This window comes from Nocardioides sp. zg-1230, assembly GCF_013155335.1.
Lineage (GTDB): Bacteria > Actinomycetota > Actinomycetes > Propionibacteriales > Nocardioidaceae > Nocardioides.
Genome location: NZ_JABJQZ010000009.1, coordinates 106,773 through 127,262, shown reverse-complemented (window position 1 = coordinate 127,262; position 20,490 = coordinate 106,773). Strand labels below are relative to the sequence as shown.

Annotated in this window: 18 protein-coding genes; 14 read left to right on the top strand and 4 right to left on the bottom strand. The window is 70.2% G+C overall.

From position 1 onward, the window contains the following. The first annotated feature begins 87 nt into the window (after positions 1 to 87). The 8 genes from HOO61_RS23280 to HOO61_RS23245 all read left to right on the top strand — a co-directional run bounded on the left by HOO61_RS23280 (position 88) and on the right by HOO61_RS23245 (position 8,244). Positions 88 to 927, top strand: coding sequence for an SGNH/GDSL hydrolase family protein (locus HOO61_RS23280; RefSeq protein ID WP_367650293.1), 840 nt, complete (start codon positions 88 to 90; stop codon positions 925 to 927). 9 nt (positions 928 to 936) lie between these two features. Next, complete coding sequence (locus tag HOO61_RS23275) at positions 937 to 1,785, top strand: hypothetical protein (RefSeq protein ID WP_216659227.1); 849 nt, start codon at positions 937 to 939, stop codon at positions 1,783 to 1,785. Further along, the gene (locus tag HOO61_RS23270) at positions 1,782 to 2,648 is read left to right on the top strand and encodes a RimK family alpha-L-glutamate ligase (protein WP_172262299.1); all 867 of its coding nucleotides are present in this window, start codon (positions 1,782 to 1,784) and stop codon (positions 2,646 to 2,648) included. The genes HOO61_RS23275 and HOO61_RS23270 overlap by 4 nt, the downstream gene beginning before the upstream one ends. A 201-nt stretch (positions 2,649 to 2,849) precedes the next feature. After that, positions 2,850 to 3,269, top strand: a complete 420-nt coding sequence (locus HOO61_RS23265) for a TadE/TadG family type IV pilus assembly protein (RefSeq protein WP_172262297.1) — start codon at positions 2,850 to 2,852, stop codon at positions 3,267 to 3,269. Continuing rightward, complete coding sequence (locus HOO61_RS23260; RefSeq protein WP_172262295.1) at positions 3,266 to 4,735, top strand: pilus assembly protein TadG-related protein; 1,470 nt, start codon at positions 3,266 to 3,268, stop codon at positions 4,733 to 4,735. Before HOO61_RS23265 ends, HOO61_RS23260 begins: the two co-directional genes overlap by 4 nt. Positions 4,736 to 4,951: 216 nt before the next feature. Continuing rightward, positions 4,952 to 6,580, top strand: coding sequence for a chaperonin GroEL (gene groL / locus HOO61_RS23255; RefSeq protein WP_172262293.1), 1,629 nt, complete (start codon positions 4,952 to 4,954; stop codon positions 6,578 to 6,580). A gap of 277 nt (positions 6,581 to 6,857) precedes the next feature. Continuing rightward, complete coding sequence (locus HOO61_RS23250) at positions 6,858 to 7,658, top strand: hypothetical protein (RefSeq protein ID WP_172262291.1); 801 nt, start codon at positions 6,858 to 6,860, stop codon at positions 7,656 to 7,658. Positions 7,659 to 7,743: 85 nt separating this feature from the next. Further along, on the top strand, positions 7,744 to 8,244 hold the full coding sequence (locus tag HOO61_RS23245) for a hypothetical protein (protein ID WP_172262289.1): 501 nt from the start codon (positions 7,744 to 7,746) through the stop codon (positions 8,242 to 8,244). A gap of 13 nt (positions 8,245 to 8,257) precedes the next feature. Here HOO61_RS23245 and HOO61_RS23240 read toward each other — a convergent pair whose 3' ends face one another. Both HOO61_RS23240 and HOO61_RS23235 read right to left on the bottom strand, forming a co-directional pair. Continuing rightward, the gene (locus tag HOO61_RS23240; RefSeq protein ID WP_172262287.1) at positions 8,258 to 9,655 is read right to left on the bottom strand and encodes an MFS transporter; all 1,398 of its coding nucleotides are present in this window, start codon (positions 9,653 to 9,655) and stop codon (positions 8,258 to 8,260) included. Next, positions 9,652 to 11,010, bottom strand: a complete 1,359-nt coding sequence (locus HOO61_RS23235; RefSeq protein ID WP_172262285.1) for a nitrate/nitrite transporter — start codon at positions 11,008 to 11,010, stop codon at positions 9,652 to 9,654. The genes HOO61_RS23240 and HOO61_RS23235 overlap by 4 nt, the downstream gene beginning before the upstream one ends. Positions 11,011 to 11,224: 214 nt before the next feature. Between HOO61_RS23235 and HOO61_RS23230 the strand changes: the two genes are divergently transcribed. Genes HOO61_RS23230 through HOO61_RS23210 form a run of 5 tightly spaced genes read left to right on the top strand, consistent with a single transcriptional unit; the run spans position 11,225 to position 18,408 of the window. Beyond that, on the top strand, positions 11,225 to 14,923 hold the full coding sequence (locus tag HOO61_RS23230) for a nitrate reductase subunit alpha (protein ID WP_172262283.1): 3,699 nt from the start codon (positions 11,225 to 11,227) through the stop codon (positions 14,921 to 14,923). 21 nt (positions 14,924 to 14,944) lie between these two features. Continuing rightward, positions 14,945 to 16,600 (top strand): nitrate reductase subunit beta, encoded by a 1,656-nt coding sequence (narH, locus tag HOO61_RS23225; RefSeq protein WP_172262281.1) that lies wholly within the window; start codon positions 14,945 to 14,947, stop codon positions 16,598 to 16,600. Next, positions 16,597 to 17,310 carry a nitrate reductase molybdenum cofactor assembly chaperone gene (gene narJ, locus HOO61_RS23220; RefSeq protein WP_172262279.1) on the top strand — a complete coding sequence of 238 codons (714 nt, stop codon included), beginning with the start codon at positions 16,597 to 16,599 and terminating at the stop codon, positions 17,308 to 17,310. The genes narH and narJ overlap by 4 nt, the downstream gene beginning before the upstream one ends. After that, entirely contained in the window at positions 17,307 to 18,035 is a 729-nt protein-coding gene (narI, locus tag HOO61_RS23215) for a respiratory nitrate reductase subunit gamma (RefSeq protein WP_172262277.1), read from the top strand. The genes narJ and narI overlap by 4 nt, the downstream gene beginning before the upstream one ends. A gap of 28 nt (positions 18,036 to 18,063) precedes the next feature. Beyond that, positions 18,064 to 18,408 carry a cupin domain-containing protein gene (locus tag HOO61_RS23210; RefSeq protein ID WP_172262275.1) on the top strand — a complete coding sequence of 115 codons (345 nt, stop codon included), beginning with the start codon at positions 18,064 to 18,066 and terminating at the stop codon, positions 18,406 to 18,408. A 25-nt stretch (positions 18,409 to 18,433) separates the two neighbouring features. On the opposite strand, the gene HOO61_RS23205 is transcribed toward HOO61_RS23210, so the two are convergent. Next, positions 18,434 to 19,018 carry a vitamin K epoxide reductase family protein gene (locus HOO61_RS23205; protein WP_172262273.1) on the bottom strand — a complete coding sequence of 195 codons (585 nt, stop codon included), beginning with the start codon at positions 19,016 to 19,018 and terminating at the stop codon, positions 18,434 to 18,436. Next, positions 19,015 to 19,764: a thioredoxin domain-containing protein gene (locus HOO61_RS23200; protein WP_172262271.1), complete on the bottom strand. Its 750-nt coding sequence runs from the start codon at positions 19,762 to 19,764 to the stop codon at positions 19,015 to 19,017. The genes HOO61_RS23205 and HOO61_RS23200 overlap by 4 nt, the downstream gene beginning before the upstream one ends. Positions 19,765 to 19,922: 158 nt before the next feature. On the opposite strand from HOO61_RS23200, the gene HOO61_RS23195 reads away from it, so the two are divergent. Further along, positions 19,923 to 20,468: an NTP transferase domain-containing protein gene (locus HOO61_RS23195; protein ID WP_367650292.1), complete on the top strand. Its 546-nt coding sequence runs from the start codon at positions 19,923 to 19,925 to the stop codon at positions 20,466 to 20,468. Positions 20,469 to 20,490 lie beyond the last annotated feature (22 nt).

The window sequence follows — 20,490 nt, the reverse complement described above, 5'->3', positions numbered from 1 at the left end:
GTACATCGACCCATCTGTGGGGTGCCGTTGGGTCATCCGATGCCCGCGGTTGCGCGGACGTTCAGGTGCGTCTGGTTCACAGGCGTCGTGGGGAGCAGACACCTGACCCGGGCCGGCGTGGCGCTGGCCGTCCTCGGCGGCGTCGCGGGAGGGACGGCGTACGGCGCCCGCGAGCTGCTGCACCGGCAGGCAGCGCAGGCCCGACGCGCGATCGGCAAGCCACTGGGCGAGCAGGCCCCGGACGCCGACCGGCACTACAAGCGGAAGTACGGCGAGCCGGTCGACCTGTTGGTGCTGGGCGACTCGATCGCGGCGGGCCTCGGCGCGGAGAAGGCGAAGCACACCCTGGGCGGCCGGCTGGCCCGCGGCATCGCCACCGACGCCGGACGATCGGTGCGGCTGCGGACTGCTGCCGTGGTCGGCTCGGAGAGCAGCATGCTCACCGCCCAGCTCGACTCACTGCCTCCGGGCTACCGCCCGGACGTGGCCGTCATCGTCGTCGGCGGCAACGACGTCACCCACCGGGTGCCGGTCGCCGAGTCCGTACGCCACCTGGCGGATGCGGTCGACGACCTGAGGGCCCGGGGGGCCGAGGTCGTCGTCGGCACGTGCCCGGACCTCGGCGCGCTGCGCCCGGTGCCGCAGCCCCTGCGGGCGCTCGGCTCGAGGGCCTCCCGGCAGCTCGCGGACGCCCAGCGGGCGGCCGCCCTCGACCGTGGCGCGCGGGTGGTGTCGCTGGCCCACGTGGTGGGCCCGTTCTTCATCACCAACCCTGAGGAGATGTTCAGCCTCGACCGCTTCCACCCGAGCGCGCACGGCTACAAGCGCACCGCGAAGGCGATGCTCCCGTCGGTGCTCGCGGCCCTCGGCGTCGTGGCGGACGTGCCGTTCGGGCACCACGCACCCGGGGTGGATGGGTCAGGCTAGGGTTCCCGGGTGCGCACCACTGCTCGACGAGCCGGCCAGGCCGTCAAGAAGGCTGCCAAGAAGGCCGGCAGGATGCAGGCATCGCCGGTGCCGGCCGAGCCCGAGCCGCTCGACCCGAAGGCGGAGCGCCGCCGCCGGCTCCTGGCCAGCAACCTGACCGAGCTGGCCATCGAGTTCCGCACCGACAAGTGGGGCGTCCACAAGTACACCCCCCACTACGAGCGCCACCTGCAGCACCTGCGCGGGGAGTCCTTCACGCTCCTCGAGCTCGGGATCGGCGGCTACAAGAAGCGCCGCAAGAGCGGGGCCTCGATGAAGATGTGGCGCTGGTTCTTCCCGAAGGCCCGCATCGTCGGCCTCGACATCGAGGACAAGACGTGGCTCACACGCGGCCACATCCACACCTACCTCGGCGACCAGACCGACCCCGAGGTCCTGCAGCGCATCATCGACGAGCAGGGCGCGCCGCTGGTGGTCATCGACGACGGCAGCCACATCCCGGCCCACGTGCGTGAGTCCTTCCGGATCCTGTTCCCGCTGCTGCCCGACGGCGCCATCTACTGCATCGAGGACACCCAGACCTCCTACTGGCCGGCCTGGGGCGGCCAGCTCGACCCGCGGGCGTCCGGCACGTCGATGGACCTCGTCAAGGACCTCGTCGACGGCCTCAACCACGAGGAGTTCCTCGTCGAGGGCTACGAGCCCACCTACACCGACCAGTGGGTCCGCGCCGTGCACTGCTACCACAACCTCGTGATCATCGAGAAGGGCGACAACCGGGAGGGCACCAACCGCGACGCCGTCGCGCACGAGCTCTACGGCGCCTCCGAGCTGCCGGACGACCCCGACGAGTCATGAAGGTCCTGCTCGCCACCAGCGGTGACCTGCCGCAGGGGGAGCCCGGCGCGGGTGCCCTCGACGCCGTCCTCCGCGACCGCGGGGTCGACTTCACCTGGGCGCGGTGGGACGACCCGTCGGTCGACTGGGCAGACGCCGATCTCGTCGCGGTCCGCTCGACGTGGGACTACGTCACCCGCCACGCCGAGTTCCTCGCGTGGACGGCGTCGCTCGACCAGGCGCGCCTGCTCAACGGCGCCGACGTCTTCGCCTGGAACCACGACAAGCGCTACCTGACCGAGCTCGGAGACCTGCCGGTCGTGCCGACGGTCCTCGCCGACGACCGCGACGACCTGGCCCGGGGCGTACGCCGCTTCGGCACGGCTGTGGTCAAGCCGCGCGTGGGCGCCGGGGGAGCGGGCCTCCTCGTCGTCACCGACCCCGAGGACCCCCGCCTGGGCCGCCCGGTCCGCAGCCACCCCGACTACCCCGAGGTCGACGGCCCCTGGGTCGTGCAGCCGCTCGTGGAGTCGATCCGCACCCACGGGGAGTCGTCCGTCTACGTCCTCGACGGGCGGCTCGGGCAGCGCTTCGACAAGCTGCCCGGCGAGGGCGACGTACGCGTCAACGAGGAGTTCGGCGGCCGGGTCCGCGCAGTCGCGACCGGCGACGTCGGCGACCTGGTGATGACGGCGTACGACGCGATGGCCGAGCGCTTCGGTCGGCCGATGGACTACCTGCGCGTCGACCTGCTGCGCTGGGACGGGGGCTGGGTCGTGAGCGAGCTCGAGCTGATCGAGCCGGGGCTCTACCTGGACGTGTCGCCGGCCAACGCGGAGCCGTTCGCCGACCTCCTCGCCGCGCGGGTCGACGCCGGTCGCTGACCGTCCCTGTCTAGACAGGACGGCAAAGAGATCCCGCTGCGGGGGGTGGACCGTCCCCCCTGCGCATTAGGTTGCCCTTGTTCTGCCTGCGCTGGGGGGTGCGGGCGGGACCGGTGATCCGTCATCCGTGCCGGATCACCGTCACAACCTTCGCGACGTCGGGAGCAGTCCTGCGCGTCGCATCTGCGGGAGGAAATAGTCATGCCCTTTTCACGCCCACGCGAGGATCGCGGTGCGGCGGCGGTGGAGTTCGCACTCGTGGTGCCTCTGCTGCTGGCGGTCGTGTTCTCGATCATCGAACTCGGCTTCGCGATCAACCGTTACACCGTGCTCAACAACGCCACCCGCGAAGGGGTGCGCGCCGCCAGCCTCAGTGCCAGCCAGAGCGAGGTCGACGACGTCGTCAACGACTCGTTGACCGACCTCGAGGGGCGGGTCACGGTCCAGGTGACCTGCGAGACGCCCCTCGGCGGGGCATGCGGGTCATGGGACGCCAACCACACCTCGGGCGGGGTTGCCGTCGTGACCGCGACCTACGAGCACGGGTGGCTCACCCCGATGGGGAAGGCACTGTCCTCGAGCCTCACGCTGTCCAAGACCAGCAAGATGAGGATCGAGTGAGGCGCGCCCTGGCGGCGCGCAGGGGTGAAGGATCGGACGAGTCGGGTGCGGTGGCCTTCCTGGTCGCCCTGCTCGCTCTGGTGATCTTCGCCTGCGCGGCCCTTGCCGTCGACATCTCCTCCCTCGCCATGGAGCGCCAGAGGCTCCACGACCACGTCGACTCCGCGGCGCACGCCGGGGCGTTCGAGCTGCCGGCGAGCGGCACCGACGCCCGGACGTGGGCGGTGACGATGGCCAAGTCCCAGGATCCCGCGATGACGCCGGACACCGAGCTCTTCTGCGTGGTCGCGTCGACCGGCGCCGGCAGGCAGGTGGCCTCGGACCAGATCCCGGCGACGTGCGACCCCGGGACGTACGACAGCTCTCACGTGCGCTGCAACACGCGGATCTGTTCTATCCCGTGCCCTGTCACGGCTCGCTGCAACACCATCCGGGTGACCGACTCCAAGGATGTGGACTTCGACTTCGCGCCGGTCATCGGGCACGACCGTGGCTCCACGGGTTCCGTGTCGTCGTCGGCCTGTCGAGGCTCGTGCGGGGAGACACTGCCGAACCCGATGGACATCGTCTTCATGGCGGATCGCACCACCAGCATGGCCGACGACGACCGGGAGGACATGCAGGCCGCCATCGTCGACAGCCTCGGCGTGATGGACCCGACGCTCCACTACGTCGCGTTCGGCGCGATGCACAAGAGCAAGGGCACCTCCTCGTGTGCGACCGCGGCCACCACGGCGGCGGACGGTGCCAAGGGTGGGAAGTGGATCGCCATCGACTTCACCAACGACTACAAGGCCACCCGCGACGCCGCCATCAGCTCGAGCAGCAAGCTCGTGAGGGGCGTCAGGTGCATGCCCAACGGCGCTGTCCCCGGTCTGTCGACGGGCAGCTACGGCACGCATCTCGCCTCGGCCTTCAAGGGGGCGTCGCGCTACCTGCTCGGCCTGGACCCGAACAACCTCGGTTCGCTGCCCAGGCGACCCGGCACGGCGAAGAAGGTGCTGGTCTTCGAGACGGACGGCCAGCCCGACGAGCTCCTGGAGGAGGGCAGCACGTCCCTCGCGAGCTCGGGCGACGTCGGGGCAGGTCGCAACTCCTACGGGAACGGAAAGGGCAAGAAGGGGTGCGACAACCTCGCCACGGTGGCCGAGCAGGCCAAGGCGCGCGGGGTCACTGTCCTGGTGATCGGCTTCGGAGACGCCCGGTCGGCGTCCTGCGAGAAGCCGGGAGGTCGTACGCCGCGCTCACCGTGGGTGCGCGACTACCTCGCCGCGGCGGCATCGCCGACCCCGTCCGGCACGCCGAGCAAGGCCGACAGCGACTGCTCGACCGCGGCCGAGAGGGTGGACGAGAACAAGGACGGCGACTACTTCTACTGTGCTGCCAGTGGCGCGGAGCTCGGCCCGATCTTCGCGACAGCGGTCAACGCCGTCACCGAGAGCATCAAGCTCATCCAGATGCCTTGATCGGCGGCTGACGCGACACCTGAGTCGTTTGCACTCTCGGGGTGCGAGTGCTAAACATGACGTTGGCACTCTCGCCATGAGAGTGACAACGACTCAGGTGACGCTGAGGTCCGCGGAAGCCGACGTGAATGGATCGTCGGTGGAGCGGATCGTCCGTCGCGGGCAGCCCTCCTGATGTCGACACACAGACTCACGTCGATAGGAATCGCACGCGATATGGCCAAGCTGATTGCTTTCAACGAGGAGGCCCGCCGCGGCCTCGAGCGGGGTATGAACACCCTCGCCGACGCGGTCAAGGTCACCCTGGGCCCCAAGGGCCGCAACGTCGTCCTGGAGAAGAAGTGGGGCGCCCCCACGATCACCAACGACGGTGTCTCGATCGCCAAGGAGATCGAGCTGGAGGACCCCTACGAGAAGATCGGCGCCGAGCTGGTCAAGGAGGTCGCCAAGAAGACCGACGACGTCGCCGGTGACGGCACCACCACCGCCACCGTCCTGGCCCAGGCCATGGTGCGCGAGGGCCTGCGCAACGTCGCGGCCGGTGCGAACCCGATGGGTCTCAAGCGCGGCATCGAGGCCGCCGTCGCCGCCGTGTCCGAGCAGCTGCTCAGCATGGCCAAGGACGTCGAGACCAAGGAGCAGATCGCCTCCACCGCGTCGATCTCCGCCGCTGACACCACCGTCGGCGAGATCATCGCCGAGGCGATGGACAAGGTCGGCAAGGAAGGCGTCATCACCGTCGAGGAGTCCAACACCTTCGGGCTGGACCTCGAGCTGACCGAGGGCATGCGGTTCGACAAGGGCTACATCTCGGCCTACTTCGCCACCGACCTCGAGCGCATGGAGGCCGTGCTGGAGGACCCCTACGTCCTCATCGTCAACTCCAAGGTGTCGACGGTGAAGGACCTGCTGCCGCTGCTGGAGAAGGTCATGCAGTCCGGCAAGCCGCTGCTGATCATCGCCGAGGACGTCGACGGCGAGGCGCTGTCGACCCTGGTCGTCAACAAGATCAAGGGCACCTTCCGCTCCGTGGCCGTCAAGGCCCCGGGCTTCGGTGACCGCCGCAAGGCCATGCTGCAGGACATCGCGATCCTCACCGGCGGCCAGGTCATCTCCGAGGAGGTCGGCCTCAAGCTCGAGTCCGCCGGCCTGGAGCTGCTCGGCCAGGCGCGCAAGGTCGTCATCACCAAGGACGAGACCACCATCGTCGAGGGCGCGGGCGACCAGGGCCAGATCGAGGGCCGGGTCAACCAGATCCGCGCCGAGATCGAGAAGTCGGACTCCGACTACGACCGCGAGAAGCTCCAGGAGCGCCTCGCCAAGCTGGCCGGCGGCGTGGCCGTCATCAAGGTCGGCGCGGCCACCGAGGTCGAGCTCAAGGAGCGCAAGCACCGCATCGAGGACGCCGTCCGCAACGCCAAGGCTGCGGTCGAGGAGGGCATCGTCGCCGGCGGTGGCGTGGCGCTCGTCCAGGCCGCCGTGGAGGCGTTCGCCAAGCTCGAGCTGACGGGTGACGAGGCCACGGGTGCCGAGATCGTCCGCAAGGCCACCGAGGCCCCGCTCAAGCAGATCGCCGTCAACGCCGGTCTCGAGGGTGGCGTCATCTCCGAGAAGGTGCGCAACCTCCCCGCGGGTCACGGCCTCAACGCCGCGACCGGTGACTACGTCGACATGATCGCCGAGGGCATCATCGACCCGGCCAAGGTCACCCGCTCGGCCCTGCAGAACGCCGCGTCGATTGCCGCGCTGTTCCTCACCACCGAGGCCGTCGTGGCCGACAAGCCCGAGAAGGCGCCGGCCATGCCCGGCGGCGACATGGGCGGCATGGGCGGCATGGACTTCTGATCCGTCCGCTCCACCAGCACCACAGCAGGGCCCCCACTCCGGCGGGGGCCCTGCTCCATTTCCGCGGCGGCCCGCGTGTCGTACGGCTCCCACCGCCGCACGTGCGGACGCCGGCGAGCAACGTAGGCAGTTCGCAGCGCCGGGCGGGAGGCCGAGCGTGCCGGACGAGGGCGGCGTACCGAGCTGCCTACGGTGGGCCCGTCGGTGCGTACGACGGCCACCTCCGCCGCACGTGCGGAGCCGTCCCCCGCGCGGCACCCGCTGGTAGGAATGGCGCATGCGCCTGCCCGTGCCCGGACCCCGTGACGTGATGTCGGCCCTCGAACGGGGGAGCGAGCAGGTCGAGGCGCTCCTCGGCGCCGTCCCGCGCATGTTGGCCCTGCTCGACCAGGCCGAGGCGCTGGTGGGCCGGGCCACCGTCATCGTCGACCGCGTCGAAGGAGTCGCCGACGCGGCGGCCACCGAGGTGGGGCGCGTGGGCACCGTTCTCGATGCAGCAACCACCCAGGTGACCCGCGTCGGCACGGTCCTGGACGCGGCCACCGCCGAGGTCGCCCGCGTCGGCACGGTCCTGGACGCCTCGACCGTCGAGGTCGCTCGCGTCGGGACGGTCGTGGACGCGGCGACCACCGAGGTCGCCCGGGTGGGCACGGTCGTGGAGGCGGCGACCGCAGAGGTGGCGAAGGTCGGCACCGTCGTAGGCGCTGCCGCGACCGAGATCGAGCGCGTGGAGACCGTGGTCGACGGCGCCTCCGTCCAGGCGGGCCGGGCGGCGGCCCTGCTCGACGTGCTCGAGCCCCCGCTCACGACGCTGCAGCCGACGCTGCAGACGCTGGCCGACACGACCCACCCCGAGGAGGTGGCCGCGCTGGTGACCCTCGTCGACCACCTGCCCGCGGTGACCGAGCAGTTCGAACGCGACATCGTGCCCGTCCTGGCCACCCTCGGGTCGGTGGCGCCCGACCTGCACGACCTGCTCGTCGTGTCTCGCGAGCTCAACGAGATCCTCGGCAAGATCCCCGGCCTCGGACGCATCAAGCGCCGGGTCGAGGAGGAGGACGAGGACGACGACCGGTGATGGGCGGGAACCCGATGGCCCCTCGCCCCGTCCCACCTCTACAGGAGCGAGGCTGCTCCTCACGCCTGACGAAGGGATGCCTGCCATGAGCCGACACGTCCACCGATCCAGCACCGCCCGCCTGCTCCCCGCACTCGCGGCGACCCTCGTCCTGGTCCTCTCCGGCTGCGGCTCGGAGGGCGACACCACGGCCACCGACGACACGAGCCCCGGCGAGGGCACGAGCGAGTCCATGTCGAACGAGCCCCTCGCCCTGACCGCCGACGCCTCGACGGCCGGCAAGTGCGCGATGCCGTCCGCGGAGGTGCTGTCCACGTTCGACACCGCCTTCGAGGGCACCGTCACCTCGGTCGAGGACGGGACCGCGACCCTCGAGGTGGACCAGTGGTACGCCGGCGGCGAGGCGTCGACGGTCACCGTCGAGGCCCCCGGCGGGAGCCTCGACGACCTGCTGATGGCCGTCGACTTCCAGGAGGGGCAGACCTACCTGGTCAGCGCCGACGGCGACCGGGTGACGCTGTGCGGCTTCACGGCCGAGACCAGCCCCGAGCTCGAGGCGATGTACGCCCAGGCGTTCCCGGGCTGACGGCCCGGAGGCCTCACCCGGGCTTCGGGGCGCCCTTCCGTGCGTAGCGGACCCAGGTGATGCCCACGCACATGACGGCCCACGCGATCCCGATGGCGTAGAACACCGTCGGTCCGAGCGTCGTGACACCGATCCCGAAGAAGAAGGGGCCGAAGGCGGCGATCGCCGCGGTCCAGCCGATGACGCCACCGGCCTGCCGCTTCTCGAAGATCATCGGCATCTGCTTGAACGTCGACGCGTTGCCGATGCCCGCGAAGAGGAAGATCGCCAGCATGCCCCACAGGAACTGGTCGAACCCGGCGTCGAGAGTCGCGGCCGACGTCGTGTCGGGAGTCAGGGCGGGCATCGTGAAGGCGATGGAGATGATCAGCCCGACGCCCGACACGAGGGTCCAGATCGCGCCACCGGTGCGGTCGGTGAGGGGTGCGAACAGGACGCGCGCTCCGGCCCCGACCAGCGGGCCGAGGAACACGAACTTCACCACGTCCGGGACCTCGTAGCCCTCGATGAGGACGGTCGCGGCCGCCCCGGTGCCCTGCACGATGTCGGGGTTGCTGATGCCGTAGAGGTCGGCCATGAGCAGGCCGAACTGGGCCGCCAGCCCCGAGAAGGTGCCGAAGGTCATGATGTAGAGCAGCGTCATCAACCAGGTGTCGACGTTGCCGAAGATGTCGAACTGCTGGCGGATGTTCGCCTTGATGGGCACGGACTTGAGCATCGTCCACGCGAGGACCGCGGCCAGCACCATGAGCGGGATCCAGACGAACGCGGCGTTCTGGTACCAGACGTCCTGCGGCGGCTTGCCGGGCATCGAGATCGTCTGCTTCGAGCCGAAGAACGCCAGCCACGAGAAGCCGATGAGGTAGGGGGTGAGCAGCTGGACCGCGGAGACGCCGAAGTTGCCGATGCCGGCCTGCAGGCCCAGCGCGGTCCCCTGCTTGCGCTTGGGGAAGAAGTAGGAGGTGCTCGGCATGAAGCCGGAGAACGCGCCTCCGCCGATGCCCGCCAGGAACGCGAGCACCATCAGCTCCCAGTAGGGCGCGGTCGGCTCCTGGACGCGCACGCCCCAGCCGAGGGTCGAGAAGACCAGGAGAAGGGAGGTCAGGGCGACCATCTTCCGCGTGCCCATGATCGGGGGCAGGACCATCCACAGGAGGCGGAACAGACCGGCCGAGAGGCCGGGCATCGCGGCCATCCAGTAGAGCTGGGTGGTCGTGAAGCTGTAGCCGAGCGGGTTGAGCTTGGGGATGAGCGCACTCGGCAGGAACCACGCCACGAAGGCGAGGAACAGGGCGAACGTGGTGAGCCAGAGCGTCTTCCACGCCAGGCGCTCGTCCCAGGTCTGCTCGTTCTCGGGATCCCACGACTCCAGCCACTCGCCCTTGCTACGGGTCGGTGCCTCTGGCTTCATGCTCGTGCCTCCTCAGGCAGTCGGTCGTGTTCCCCGCCGAACCCGGGTCGGCGGTCGTCGTCGGGGTTCTCGAGCCGGCCGGCCAGCTCGGGGGACTGGGTGTGCAGCATGTGGACCACGGTCCAGTGCATCCAGACCGCGCAGGTCAGGGTGAGCACGAACAGCACGAAGAAGGTGCTGGAGGGGAACCCGAACCAGGCCTTCGTGTAGGCGAACAGCGGCGGCAGGAAGAACCCACCGAGGCCGCCGAGCATCCCCACCAGTCCGCCGACGGCCCCCACGTTGTCGGGGAAGTACTCGGGGATGTGCTTGAAGACCGCGGCCTTGCCGACCCCCATGGCGCATCCGAGCGCGAACACGAGGAGGGCGAACGGCACGAGGCCGATGCTGTAGGCGAGGTGCTCGCTCTGCGACCCGTCCGGGTGCACGATCACGATGTGACCGTTGGGCATCATCAGGATTCCGGTCACCACGAGCATCGCGCCGAACGTCCAGTACATGACGCGGCGGGCACCGAAGCGGTCGGAGAGGTGTCCGCCGTAGGGCCGCAGGAGGCTGGCCGGGAAGATGTACGTCGCCGTCAGCAGGGCCGCCGTCTGGAGCGAGACGTCGAAGTTGTCCATGTAGTAGGTCGGCAGCCAGGCGGCGAGCGCGACGTAGGCGCCGAACACCGCGACGTAGTAGAGGCTGAAGCGCCACACCCGCATGCTCCCGAGCGGACGCACCTGCTCCCGCAGCGTCTGACCGGTGCCGGGTGCCCGGTCGTGGCTCGGGGTGCCGAACCACAACAGTGCCGCCATCACCACCAGCAGGACGGCGTACACGACCGGGACGAGGCGCCAGCCGCCCTCGATGAAGCCGAAGTAGGTGGCACCGGCGGTGCCCGCGATCAACGGTGGGCCGATGAACTTCGTGACCGAGGCGCCGACGTTGCCCGCCCCGAAGAGACCGAGCGCGAAGCCCTGGTGCTCGCGGGGTTGCCAGGCGGAGTTCCATGCGATGCCCGACGAGAAGGCGTTGCCGGCGAACCCGACCAGGAAGGCCAGCACGAGGAGCATGCCGTAGGACTCCACCCGCGAGACGAGGTACGCCGGGATGGCGGTCGCGAGCAGGAGGAAGGTCATGACCTTCCGGCCGCCGATGCGGTCGGTGACCATGCCGGCCGGAAGACGCCAGAGAGATCCGTTGAGCGCAGCCGCCGCCACGACCCAGGACAGCTGCACCTCGGTGAGGCCGAACTCCTCCTGGATGGGCTTGCCCAGGATGCCGAACATCAACCACACGGCGAACATCAGCGTGAACGCGATGGTGGACAGCCAGAGCACACGGTTGCGACCGGGCTGGGGCTCGCTCATCTCGACTCCTCCGCAGGACCGTCATGCGCAGTCCCGCCAGGACGACTGTGATGGATTTTCCGGCTTTGTACAGGTCCGCAGGACCAAGTCGGGACCAAAGTCCTTTCATTGGTGACGTTGTGCTTCTGGGTACGTCAGATGGTGGCGGTGGGACCTGTGTGATGTCTAGGGTCGACAGGGCCGGCCCCGCCTCGAACCTGCCCGGAGGACCTCCATGCCCCTCGAAAGCTCGCTGACGTCGGCACTGATCGGCAGCCGCCGGTTCTTCACCAAGGCGGAGGTGAGCGAGGACCAGCGGACCCTGCACAAGCGGGGTGGCCGCGAGGGCGACGTGTTCTACCGCGACCGCTGGAGCCACGACAAGGTGGTGCGCTCCACCCACGGCGTCAACTGCACCGGCTCGTGCTCCTGGAAGGTCTACGTCAAGGACGGGATCATCACCTGGGAGGCGCAGCAGACCGACTACCCGAGTGCCGGGCCGGACCGCCCGGAGTACGAGCCGCGCGGTTGCCCACGCGGTGCGGCGTTCAGCTGGTACACCTACAGCCCCACCCGGGTGCGGTACCCCTACGTGCGCGGCGTGCTGCTGGAGATGTTCCGCGCCGCCAAGCAGCAGCACGGTGATCCCGTGGTCGCCTGGGCCTCGATCGTGCAGGACGAGGAGAAGGCCCGGCTCTACAAGAAGGCGCGTGGCAAGGGCGGTCTGGTGCGGGCGTCGTGGGAGGAGGTCGTGGAGATCGTCGCCGCCGCGCACGTCTACACCGTCAAGCGGTGGGGGCCCGACCGGATCGCAGGCTTCTCGCCGATCCCGGCGATGTCGCCGGTGTCGTACGCCTCCGGCGCGCGCTTCCTGGAGCTGATCGGCGCACCGATGCTGTCGTTCTACGACTGGTACGCCGACCTGCCCAACGCGTCGCCGCAGATGTTCGGCGACCAGACCGACGTGCCCGAGTCGGGCGACTGGTGGGATGCCGGCTACCTGATGATGTGGGGCTCCAACGTCCCGATGACCCGCACTCCCGACGCGCACTGGATGACCGAGGCCCGCTACCGCGGGCAGAAGGTCGTGGCCGTCGCGCCCGACTACGCCGAGAGCGTGAAGTTCGCCGACGAGTGGGTCAGTCCCGCCCCGGGCACCGACGGCGCCCTCGCGATGGCCATGGGCCACGTCGTGCTCAAGGAGTTCTTCGCCGACGCCACGACGCCGTTCTTCGAGTCCTACAACAAGCAGTTCACCGACCTGCCGCACCTGGTCTGCCTCGAACCGACCGCGGACGGCAGCCACCGCCCCGGCAAGTTCCTCGTCGAGGGCGACCTCGGTGGGACGAGCGAGAACGCCATGTGGAAGCCGGCCGTGATCGACGCCGCCACGGGCGAGGTCCGCATCCCGCAGGGCTCGATCGGGGACCGGTTCGGCGAGGAGGGTGTGGGCCGCTGGAACCTCGAGCTCGGTGACATCGACCCGGCGCTCAGCATGTACCGCGACCACCAGGGCGGTACCCGCGAGGCCGTCGAGGTCGAGCTGCCGCGCTTCGACGCCGCCGACGGCAAGGTCGTCCACGAGCGTCGCGGCGTGCCGGTCGCGCGCGTCGGCGACCGCGTGGTCACCACGGTCCTCGACCTGCTGCTCGCCCAGTACGGCGTCGCCCGCGACGGGCTGCCCGGCACGTGGCCGCGCGCGAGCGAGTCCGACCCGCACGGCTACGACGACCCGGCCGTGCCGGCGACCCCGGCGTGGCAGGAGCAGCACACCGGCGTCCCTGCGGCCCAGGTCGTCAGGCTCGCCCGGGAGTGGGCGCACAACGCGATCGACACCGAGGGTCGCGGGATGATCCTGCTCGGAGCCGGCGTCAACCACTGGTTCCACTCCGACCAGATCTACCGCGCGATCCTGCTGCTCACGACGATCACGGGCACGCAGGGCCGCAACGGCGGTGGCTGGGCGCACTACGTCGGGCAGGAGAAGATCCGCCCGATCATGGGCTTCCAGCACATGGCCTTCGCCCTCGACTGGCACCGGCCGCCGCGCCACATGAACCAGACGGCCTACTGGTACGTGAACACCTCCCAGTACCGCTACGACGGCTTCAGCGCCGACGACCTCGACTCCGGCACGGGCGTCTTCGCCGGGAGGACGATGATGGACCTGCTGGCCCAGTCGGTCCGGCTCGGGTGGTCGCCGTCGTACCCCACGTTCGACCGCAGCAGCCTGCAGCTGGCCGACGACGCCGAGGCCGCCGGCATGGAGGCGCCGGCGTACGTCGCCCAGCAGCTCAAGGAGGGCAGCCTCCGGTTCGCGGTCGAGGACCCCGAGCACGAGGACAACCACCCGCGGGTCCTGTCACTGTGGCGCTCCAACCTGCTCGGCTCCTCGGCCAAGGGCAACGAGTACTTCCTGCGCCACCTGCTGGGCACCGACTCGGCCGCCACAGCGGTGGAGGCGCCTCCGGACCAGCGTCCGACGGACGTCGTGTGGGCGGAGAAGGCAGCCGAGGGCAGGCTCGACCTGCTGATGACGATCGACTTCCGGATGACGTCGTCGACGATCTTCAGCGACGTCGTGCTGCCGGCCGCGACGTGGTACGAGAAGCACGACCTCTCCACCACCGACATGCACCCCTTCGTCCACTCGTTCAACCCGGCGATCGCCCCGCCGTGGCAGACGAAGTCGGACTGGGACACGTGGAAGGTGATCGCGAAGAAGTTCTCCGAGCTCGCCGCCGACCACCTCGGCACCCGCAGGGACGTCATCGCCAAGCCGCTGTGGCACGACACCCCGGAGGCGATGGCCACCGAGCACGGCGTCGTGAAGGACTGGAAGACCGGTGAGGTCGAGCCGGTGCCGGGCAAGACGATGCCGGTGATCGCGGTCGCTGAGCGCGACTACGCCGCCGTGTACGAGAAGATGACGTCGATCGGCCCGCTGCTGGAGAAGGTCGGCATGCTCACCAAGGGCGTGGCCTACGACGTCAAGCGCGAGGTCGACATCCTGCGCACCCGCAACGGCGTGGTGCACGGGGGTGCCGGCGACGGCCAGCCCAAGGTCGAGACCGACGTCCAGATGGCCGACGCGATGCTCCACCTGGCCGGGGTCTCCAACGGCCACCTGGCCACCCAGGGCTTCAGGTTCCTCGAGAAGCGCACCGGCATGCAGCTGCACGACCTGGCCGCCGAGCACGAGGGCAAGCAGATCACCTTCGCCGACACCCAGGTCCAGCCGGTGCCGGTGATCACCTCGCCGGAGTGGTCGGGATCGGAGTCCGGAGGCCGGCGCTACAGCCCGTTCACCATCAACATCGAGCGCAAGAAGCCGTTCCACACCCTGACCGGTCGCCAACAGTTCTACGTCGACCACGACTGGTTCCTCGGCATGGGCGAGGCACTGCCGGTCTACCGGCCACCGCTCAACATGACCGAGCTCTTCGGGGAGGCGCCGATCGGCGAGCAGAACGAGCTCGGCGTCTCGGTCCGCTACCTCACGCCGCACAACAAGTGGTCGATCCACTCGGAGTACCAGGACAACCTCTTCATGCTCTCGTTGTCGCGCGGCGGCCAGTCGGTGTGGGTCTCCGACCGTGACGCCGCCAAGGTCGGCATCAAGGACAACGACTGGATCGAGATGGTCAACCGCAACGGCGTCGTCGCGGCCCGGGCCATCGTCAGTCACCGGATGCCGGAGGGCACCGTCTACATGCACCACGCCCAGGACCGGCTGATCGACGTGCCGCTGACCGAGCGCGACGGCAAACGGGGTGGCATCCACAACAGCCTCACCCGGGTGCTGCTCAAGCCCAACCACATCGTCGGCGGCTACGCCCAGCTGGCCTATTTCTTCAACTACATCGGCCCGATCGGCAACAACCGAGACGAAGTGACCATGATCCGCAAACGGACCGCGCCGGTCGAGTACTGAGCCGGAAGAGGAGACGACGACATGCGCGTGATGGCTCAGATGGCCATGGTGATGAACCTCGACAAGTGCATCGGGTGCCACACCTGCTCGGTGACCTGCAAGCAGGCCTGGACCAACCGGGCCGGCACGGAATACGTCTGGTTCAACAACGTCGAGACCCGGCCGGGCCTGGGCTACCCCCGGACCTACGAGGACCAGGACGAGTGGCAGGGCGGGTGGATCCGCAAGCCCAACGGGCGGTTGGCGCTCAAGGCCGGCGGGCGGGTGAAGAAGCTGCTCAGCATCTTCTCCAACCCCAAGCTGCCCTCGATCGACGACTACTACGAGCCGTGGACCTACGACTACGAGACGCTCACCAGCTCGCCGCAGACCGACACCTTCCCGGTCGCCCGGCCCAAGAGCCTGATCTCCGGCAAGGACATGAACGTCGAGTGGTCGGCCAACTGGGACGACGACCTCGGCGGCTCGCAGGAGCACGCGGCGCGTGACGTGATGCTCAAGGGCATCGAGGACAAGGTGAAGCTCGAGTTCGAGCAGACCTTCATGTTCTACCTGCCGCGCATCTGCGAGCACTGCCTCAACCCCTCGTGCGCGGCGTCTTGCCCCAGCGGCGCGATCTACAAGCGCGAGGAGGACGGCATCGTCCTCGTCGACCAGGACCGGTGTCGCGGCTGGCGGATGTGCGTCTCCGGCTGCCCCTACAAGAAGGTCTACTTCAACCACAAGACCGGCAAGGCCGAGAAGTGCACCTTCTGCTACCCCCGCGTCGAGGTCGGCATCCCGACCGTGTGCTCGGAGACGTGCGTGGGCCGGCTGCGCTACATCGGCCTCGTGCTCTACGACGCCGACAAGGTGCTGGAGGCGGCGAGCATCGAGGACGAGCACGCGCTGTACGACGCCCAGCGCGCCTGCTTCCTCGACCCGCACGACCCCGCCGTGCAGCGGGCGGCCGAGCAGGCCGGCATCCCGGGCGACTGGATCGAGGCGGCGAAGAAGTCGCCGGTGTGGGCGCTGATCAACACCTACGAGGTCGCGCTGCCGCTGCACCCGGAGTACCGCACGATGCCGATGGTCTGGTACATCCCGCCGCTCTCGCCGGTCGTCGACGTCGTACGCGACACGGGCGAGGACGCCGAGGACCGGGGCAACCTGTTCGCCGCCATCGACACCCTGCGCATCCCCGTGGAGTACCTCGCCAACCTCTTCACCGCCGGCGACACCGTCCCCGTCGACCGCGTGCTCAAGAAGCTCGCGGCGATGCGGTCCTACATGCGCGACATCAACCTCGGCCGCGACCCCGACGAGTCGATCCCGGCGGCGGTCGGCATGACCGGGGAGCAGATGTACGAGATGTTCCGCCTGCTCGCGATCGCGAAGTACGCCGAGCGCTACGTCATCCCCGCGGCGCACGCCGAGCAGGCCCACGCCCTCGAGGAGCTCGCCACGGAGTGCCCCGTCAGCGACTACGGCGGCGGGCAGCAGGACCTGTTCGGCGAGGGGTCGGGCTACCCCACCCCGGTCGCGGTCGAGAACTTCCGGATGCTGCAGGACCGCCAGACCGCCGACACGGTCGCCTCGCCCGACGACAAGGCGTCGCGGGTCAACCTCCTCAACTGGGACGGCAAGGGCACCCCGGACGGGTTGTTCCCGCCACGCAACGACGGGGGAGGCGCATGAGGCTCCGACGCCGGACGGCCCGACCCGACCAGGAGGCCGTACGCACCTGGGCCGTGTGCTCCGCGCTGCTCGACTACCCCACCGAGGAGCTGCTCGCCTCCCTCGACGACCTCGCCGCGCTGGTGCCCGGGCACCCGCACCTCACCCCGCTGCTCGACCACGTGCGGAGCACGCCGCTGGCACGGCTCCAGCAGGACTACGTCGCCACCTTCGACCACACCAGGAAGTGCGCGCTCTACCTGACCTACTTCGCCTTCGGCGACACCCGGCGGCGGGGAGCGGCGCTCGTGCAGTTCAAGGACGCCTACCGTCGCGGCGGGGTCGAGTGGGACGACGACCTCGGTGAGCTGCCCGACCACCTCTGCGCCGTGCTGCAGTTCGGCGCCACCGTGGACGCCGACATCGCCTGGTCGCTGCTCCTGGAGCACCGGGCCGGCGTGGAGATGCTCCGCCTGGCGCTCACGGGCTGGCGCAACGACGACGGCTCCACCGGGTCGCCATGGGCCCCGGCGCTGCTGGCCCTGTGCGGCACCCTCCCGGAGCTCGCCGGCGACGAGGCCGACGCCGTACGCCGCCTCGTCGAGCAGGGCCCGCCGGCCGAGGAGGTCGGGCTGTCCGGCTACGCCGCCGACCCGGCCCTGGCATCGGGGCTGGCGTCGGGTCCCGCCCTCATCTCGTCCGCCACCATCCCCGTAGGAGCCCCACGATGAACGTCTTCCTCTGGGTCATCGTCCCCTACCTGTGCCTGGCCGTGTTCGTCGTCGGCCACGTCTGGCGCTACCGCTACGACAAGTTCGGCTGGACGACGCGCTCCTCGCAGCTCTACGAGGACCGCCTGCTCCGGCTCGGCTCGCCGCTGTTCCACTTCGGCATGCTCGGCGTGGTCGGCGGGCACGTCATCGGGCTGCTCATCCCGCGGTCGTGGACCGAGGCGGTCGGGATCGACGACCACCTCTACCACTACGTCGCCGTCATCGGCGGCCTCGTCGCCGGGGTGGTGGCCCTGGTGGGGATGGCGATCCTCGTCTACCGCCGCCGCACGGTGGGCCCCGTCTTCTCCGCCACGACGCCGATGGACAAGGTCATGTACGCCTTCCTCGGCGCGGCCATCGTGCTGGGCATGTGGAACACCATCGCCGGCTCGATCTTCAGCTTGGGCGGGGAGTACAACTACCGCGAGGGCGTCTCGGTCTGGTACCGCTCGTTCCTGGCCTTCCAGCCCGACGCCGACCTGATGGCCGAGGCCCCGATCGGCTTCCAGCTGCACGCCCTCGTCGCGTTCGCGCTCTTCGCGCTCTGGCCGTTCACCCGGTTGGTGCACGTCTTCTCCGCGCCCGTCGGCTACCTGACCCGGCCCTACGTCGTCTACCGCTCCCGCGACGACCGGCCGCTGGGCAACGCGGCTCCGCGTCGCGGCTGGGACCGGGTGAGCTGACCGCCACGACAGATCACGGAGGATGACGATGGACACGACTTCACTGGCCGCGCTGGTGGACGAGCACCTGGCGCAGGCCCGCCGCAGCAGCGCCGGACGCAGTGCCCACACCCTCCACGGTGGGCAGGGCCGCGTGCTGCGCCAGACGCTCATCGCCCTCGCCGCGGACCGCCGGCTGGGCGAGCACGAGAGCCCCGGCGAGGCGACGCTGCAGGTGCTGCACGGCAGGGTCAGGCTGCACGCCGGCGAGGAGACCTGGGACGGCGCGGCCGGGGACCACGTCGAGATCCCGCCGACCCGGCACGACCTCGAGGCGCTCGAGGACGCAGCGGTGCTGCTGACCGTCGGCCTGCACGGGGTCCCGGGCGCCTGAGCGGTCTGCGTCCCGGAACCGCGGGTCAGGCGAACAGCGCGTCGCCGTAGCGCACCACCAGCAGCAGGAAGACCCCGCAGAGCCACACGGCGGCCGCCAGCAGGTCGAGCCGGTGCCGGACGACCTCCTCGAGGAACCGTCGCGGCGCCCGGGGCAGCGGCAGGTTCTTCTCGAGCACGTTGATGCGCGTCATCTCGACGAAGACGAACGTGGTCGCCACGGTCACCAGCAGGCACCACGGGCACACCGCTCCGATGTGGAAGACCGCCTGGTGGAGCAGCCAGTAGGCCAGGACGAGACCCAGCGTGTAACCCACCTGCGCGGTGAGCATCAGCCAGCGCGGGAACCGCACGCCCGCGAGCCCGGCGAGGGCCAGCGTGATCACGACGGGCTCGGTGACCAGCCCGAGGAACGCGTTGGGGAAGCCGAAGACCGATGCCTGCCACGAGCTGCCCACGGTGCCGCAGCTGACGACGGCGTTGACGTCGCAGGTGAAGACCGCGTCCTGGTCGCCGGCCAGGGTGACGGCCTCGACCGCGAGCACGAACGAGGCCGTGAGGCTGGCCACCGACCAGAACAGCATGGCCGCCCATGAGCCCCGGGCGGTCATGGAGCGGCCTGCTCGACCGCCTCGGCCAGCGAGCCCGGCCGGTAGGGGTCGCCCTCGAACAGCCTTCCGTCCACCACGATCGTCGGCGTCCCCTCGACGCCGTCGGCGAACGCCTGCTCCGTGCGCTGCGCCACCCACGCCTCGAAGCGACCCTCCGGGAGCTCGGCCGCGACCTCGTCCGGCACCCCGACGCTGCGCGCGAGGTCGGCGATCTCCTCGTCCGTCAGCCCGGGGCCGCCCTCCGGCGGCTGCTCGGCGTACAGCGCTCGGTGGAATGCCCACGCGCTGCCCGGATCGGCGTCCACCACCGTCGCCAGGGCGTTGGCCGTGCGGGTGGAGTACGCCGTTCCCGCCGAGAGGCGGTCGAGGAAGGCCATGGGTCGGAGCTCGACCGTGACGTCGCCGTCCTGGAGCATCCGGTCGAGAGCGTCGCCGTTCGCCTCCTCGAACGCGCCGCAGGCCGGGCACAGGTAGTCGAAGTAGACAGTGACGGTCACCGGTCCGTCGCCGATCGCGATCGACCCCTCAGGCGTCAGCCCGGCCGGGGCCGCCATGCCTTCGGTGGGCCTGGGCGCGGGGTCGGTCGAGGAGGTGTCGCGGGCGAGGAGCGCGACGATGACGACCACCAGGACGGCGAGGACGCCGACGCCCACCCAGCGCGCGACGCGGTAGCGGGTGGCAGCAGGCTGCGGAGCGCCGCGACCTCCGGGCCGGGCCGAGGGCGGTGGCTGCGTGCGTGTGCTCATGCGGTTCCTCGCAGGGGTGGGCGATGGTCTGCGTCCAGCCTCCGGGGGCGGGAGCTCGAGTGCCGCGGCCCAACGGCCCGACCTCGCGGGCCCAAGGTCCCGAGACCGGCAGGCGTTGGTCGGTTGAGAACCGCGGACGGCTCGGGGATGCTGCCCGGGTGACCGTCGGACTGCTGCTCGCCGCAGGGGAGGGAAGCCGCTTCGGCGGCCCCAAGGCGCTGGCCCGCGACGACGACGGGACCTCCTGGCTGCTGCGCGCGGTGCAGGCCCTGCGGCCGTGCGAGGAGATCGTGGTGGTGCTCGGGGCCGAGGCCCGCCGGGCGTCCGCGCTGCTGCCGATGTCGGTCTCCCGGATCCGCGCCGACGACTGGGCCGAGGGCATGGGTGCCTCGCTGCGCGCGGGCCTCGAGGCGCTCGCCCGCACCGACCACGACAGCGTGCTCGTGTCGCTCGTCGACCTCCCCGACGTCGACGCCGCCGTCGTGGACCGGGTGCTCGACGCCGCGCACGGACGAACGACCCTCGCCCGGGCGGCGTACGACGGAGTGCCGGGGCACCCGGTGCTGCTCGGTCGCGACCACTGGGCGGACGTCGTGGCGTCCGCGTCCGGTGACCGCGGGGCCCGTGACTACCTGGCCGCGCACGACGTCGACCTGGTCGAGTGCGGTGACCTGGCGACCGGCGCCGACGTGGACCACCGCTGACCCAACGTCCGGCCAACGTGTG

Bases quoted from the DNA above. Each gene is read 5' to 3' on its own strand.
- HOO61_RS23270 (WP_172262299.1), top strand. From the start codon at position 1,782: ATGAAGGTCCTGCTCGCCACCAGCGGTGACCTGCCGCAGGGGGAGCCC.
- HOO61_RS23265 (WP_172262297.1), top strand. From the start codon at position 2,850: ATGCCCTTTTCACGCCCACGCGAGGATCGCGGTGCGGCGGCGGTGGAG.
- groL (WP_172262293.1), top strand. From the start codon at position 4,952: ATGGCCAAGCTGATTGCTTTCAACGAGGAGGCCCGCCGCGGCCTCGAG.
- HOO61_RS23250 (WP_172262291.1), top strand. From the start codon at position 6,858: ATGCGCCTGCCCGTGCCCGGACCCCGTGACGTGATGTCGGCCCTCGAA.
- HOO61_RS23245 (WP_172262289.1), top strand. From the start codon at position 7,744: ATGAGCCGACACGTCCACCGATCCAGCACCGCCCGCCTGCTCCCCGCA.
- HOO61_RS23240 (WP_172262287.1), bottom strand. From the start codon at position 9,655: ATGAAGCCAGAGGCACCGACCCGTAGCAAGGGCGAGTGGCTGGAGTCG.
- HOO61_RS23235 (WP_172262285.1), bottom strand. From the start codon at position 11,010: ATGAGCGAGCCCCAGCCCGGTCGCAACCGTGTGCTCTGGCTGTCCACC.
- HOO61_RS23230 (WP_172262283.1), top strand. From the start codon at position 11,225: ATGCCCCTCGAAAGCTCGCTGACGTCGGCACTGATCGGCAGCCGCCGG.
- narH (WP_172262281.1), top strand. From the start codon at position 14,945: ATGCGCGTGATGGCTCAGATGGCCATGGTGATGAACCTCGACAAGTGC.
- narJ (WP_172262279.1), top strand. From the start codon at position 16,597: ATGAGGCTCCGACGCCGGACGGCCCGACCCGACCAGGAGGCCGTACGC.
- narI (WP_172262277.1), top strand. From the start codon at position 17,307: ATGAACGTCTTCCTCTGGGTCATCGTCCCCTACCTGTGCCTGGCCGTG.
- HOO61_RS23210 (WP_172262275.1), top strand. From the start codon at position 18,064: ATGGACACGACTTCACTGGCCGCGCTGGTGGACGAGCACCTGGCGCAG.
- HOO61_RS23205 (WP_172262273.1), bottom strand. From the start codon at position 19,018: ATGACCGCCCGGGGCTCATGGGCGGCCATGCTGTTCTGGTCGGTGGCC.
- HOO61_RS23200 (WP_172262271.1), bottom strand. From the start codon at position 19,764: ATGAGCACACGCACGCAGCCACCGCCCTCGGCCCGGCCCGGAGGTCGC.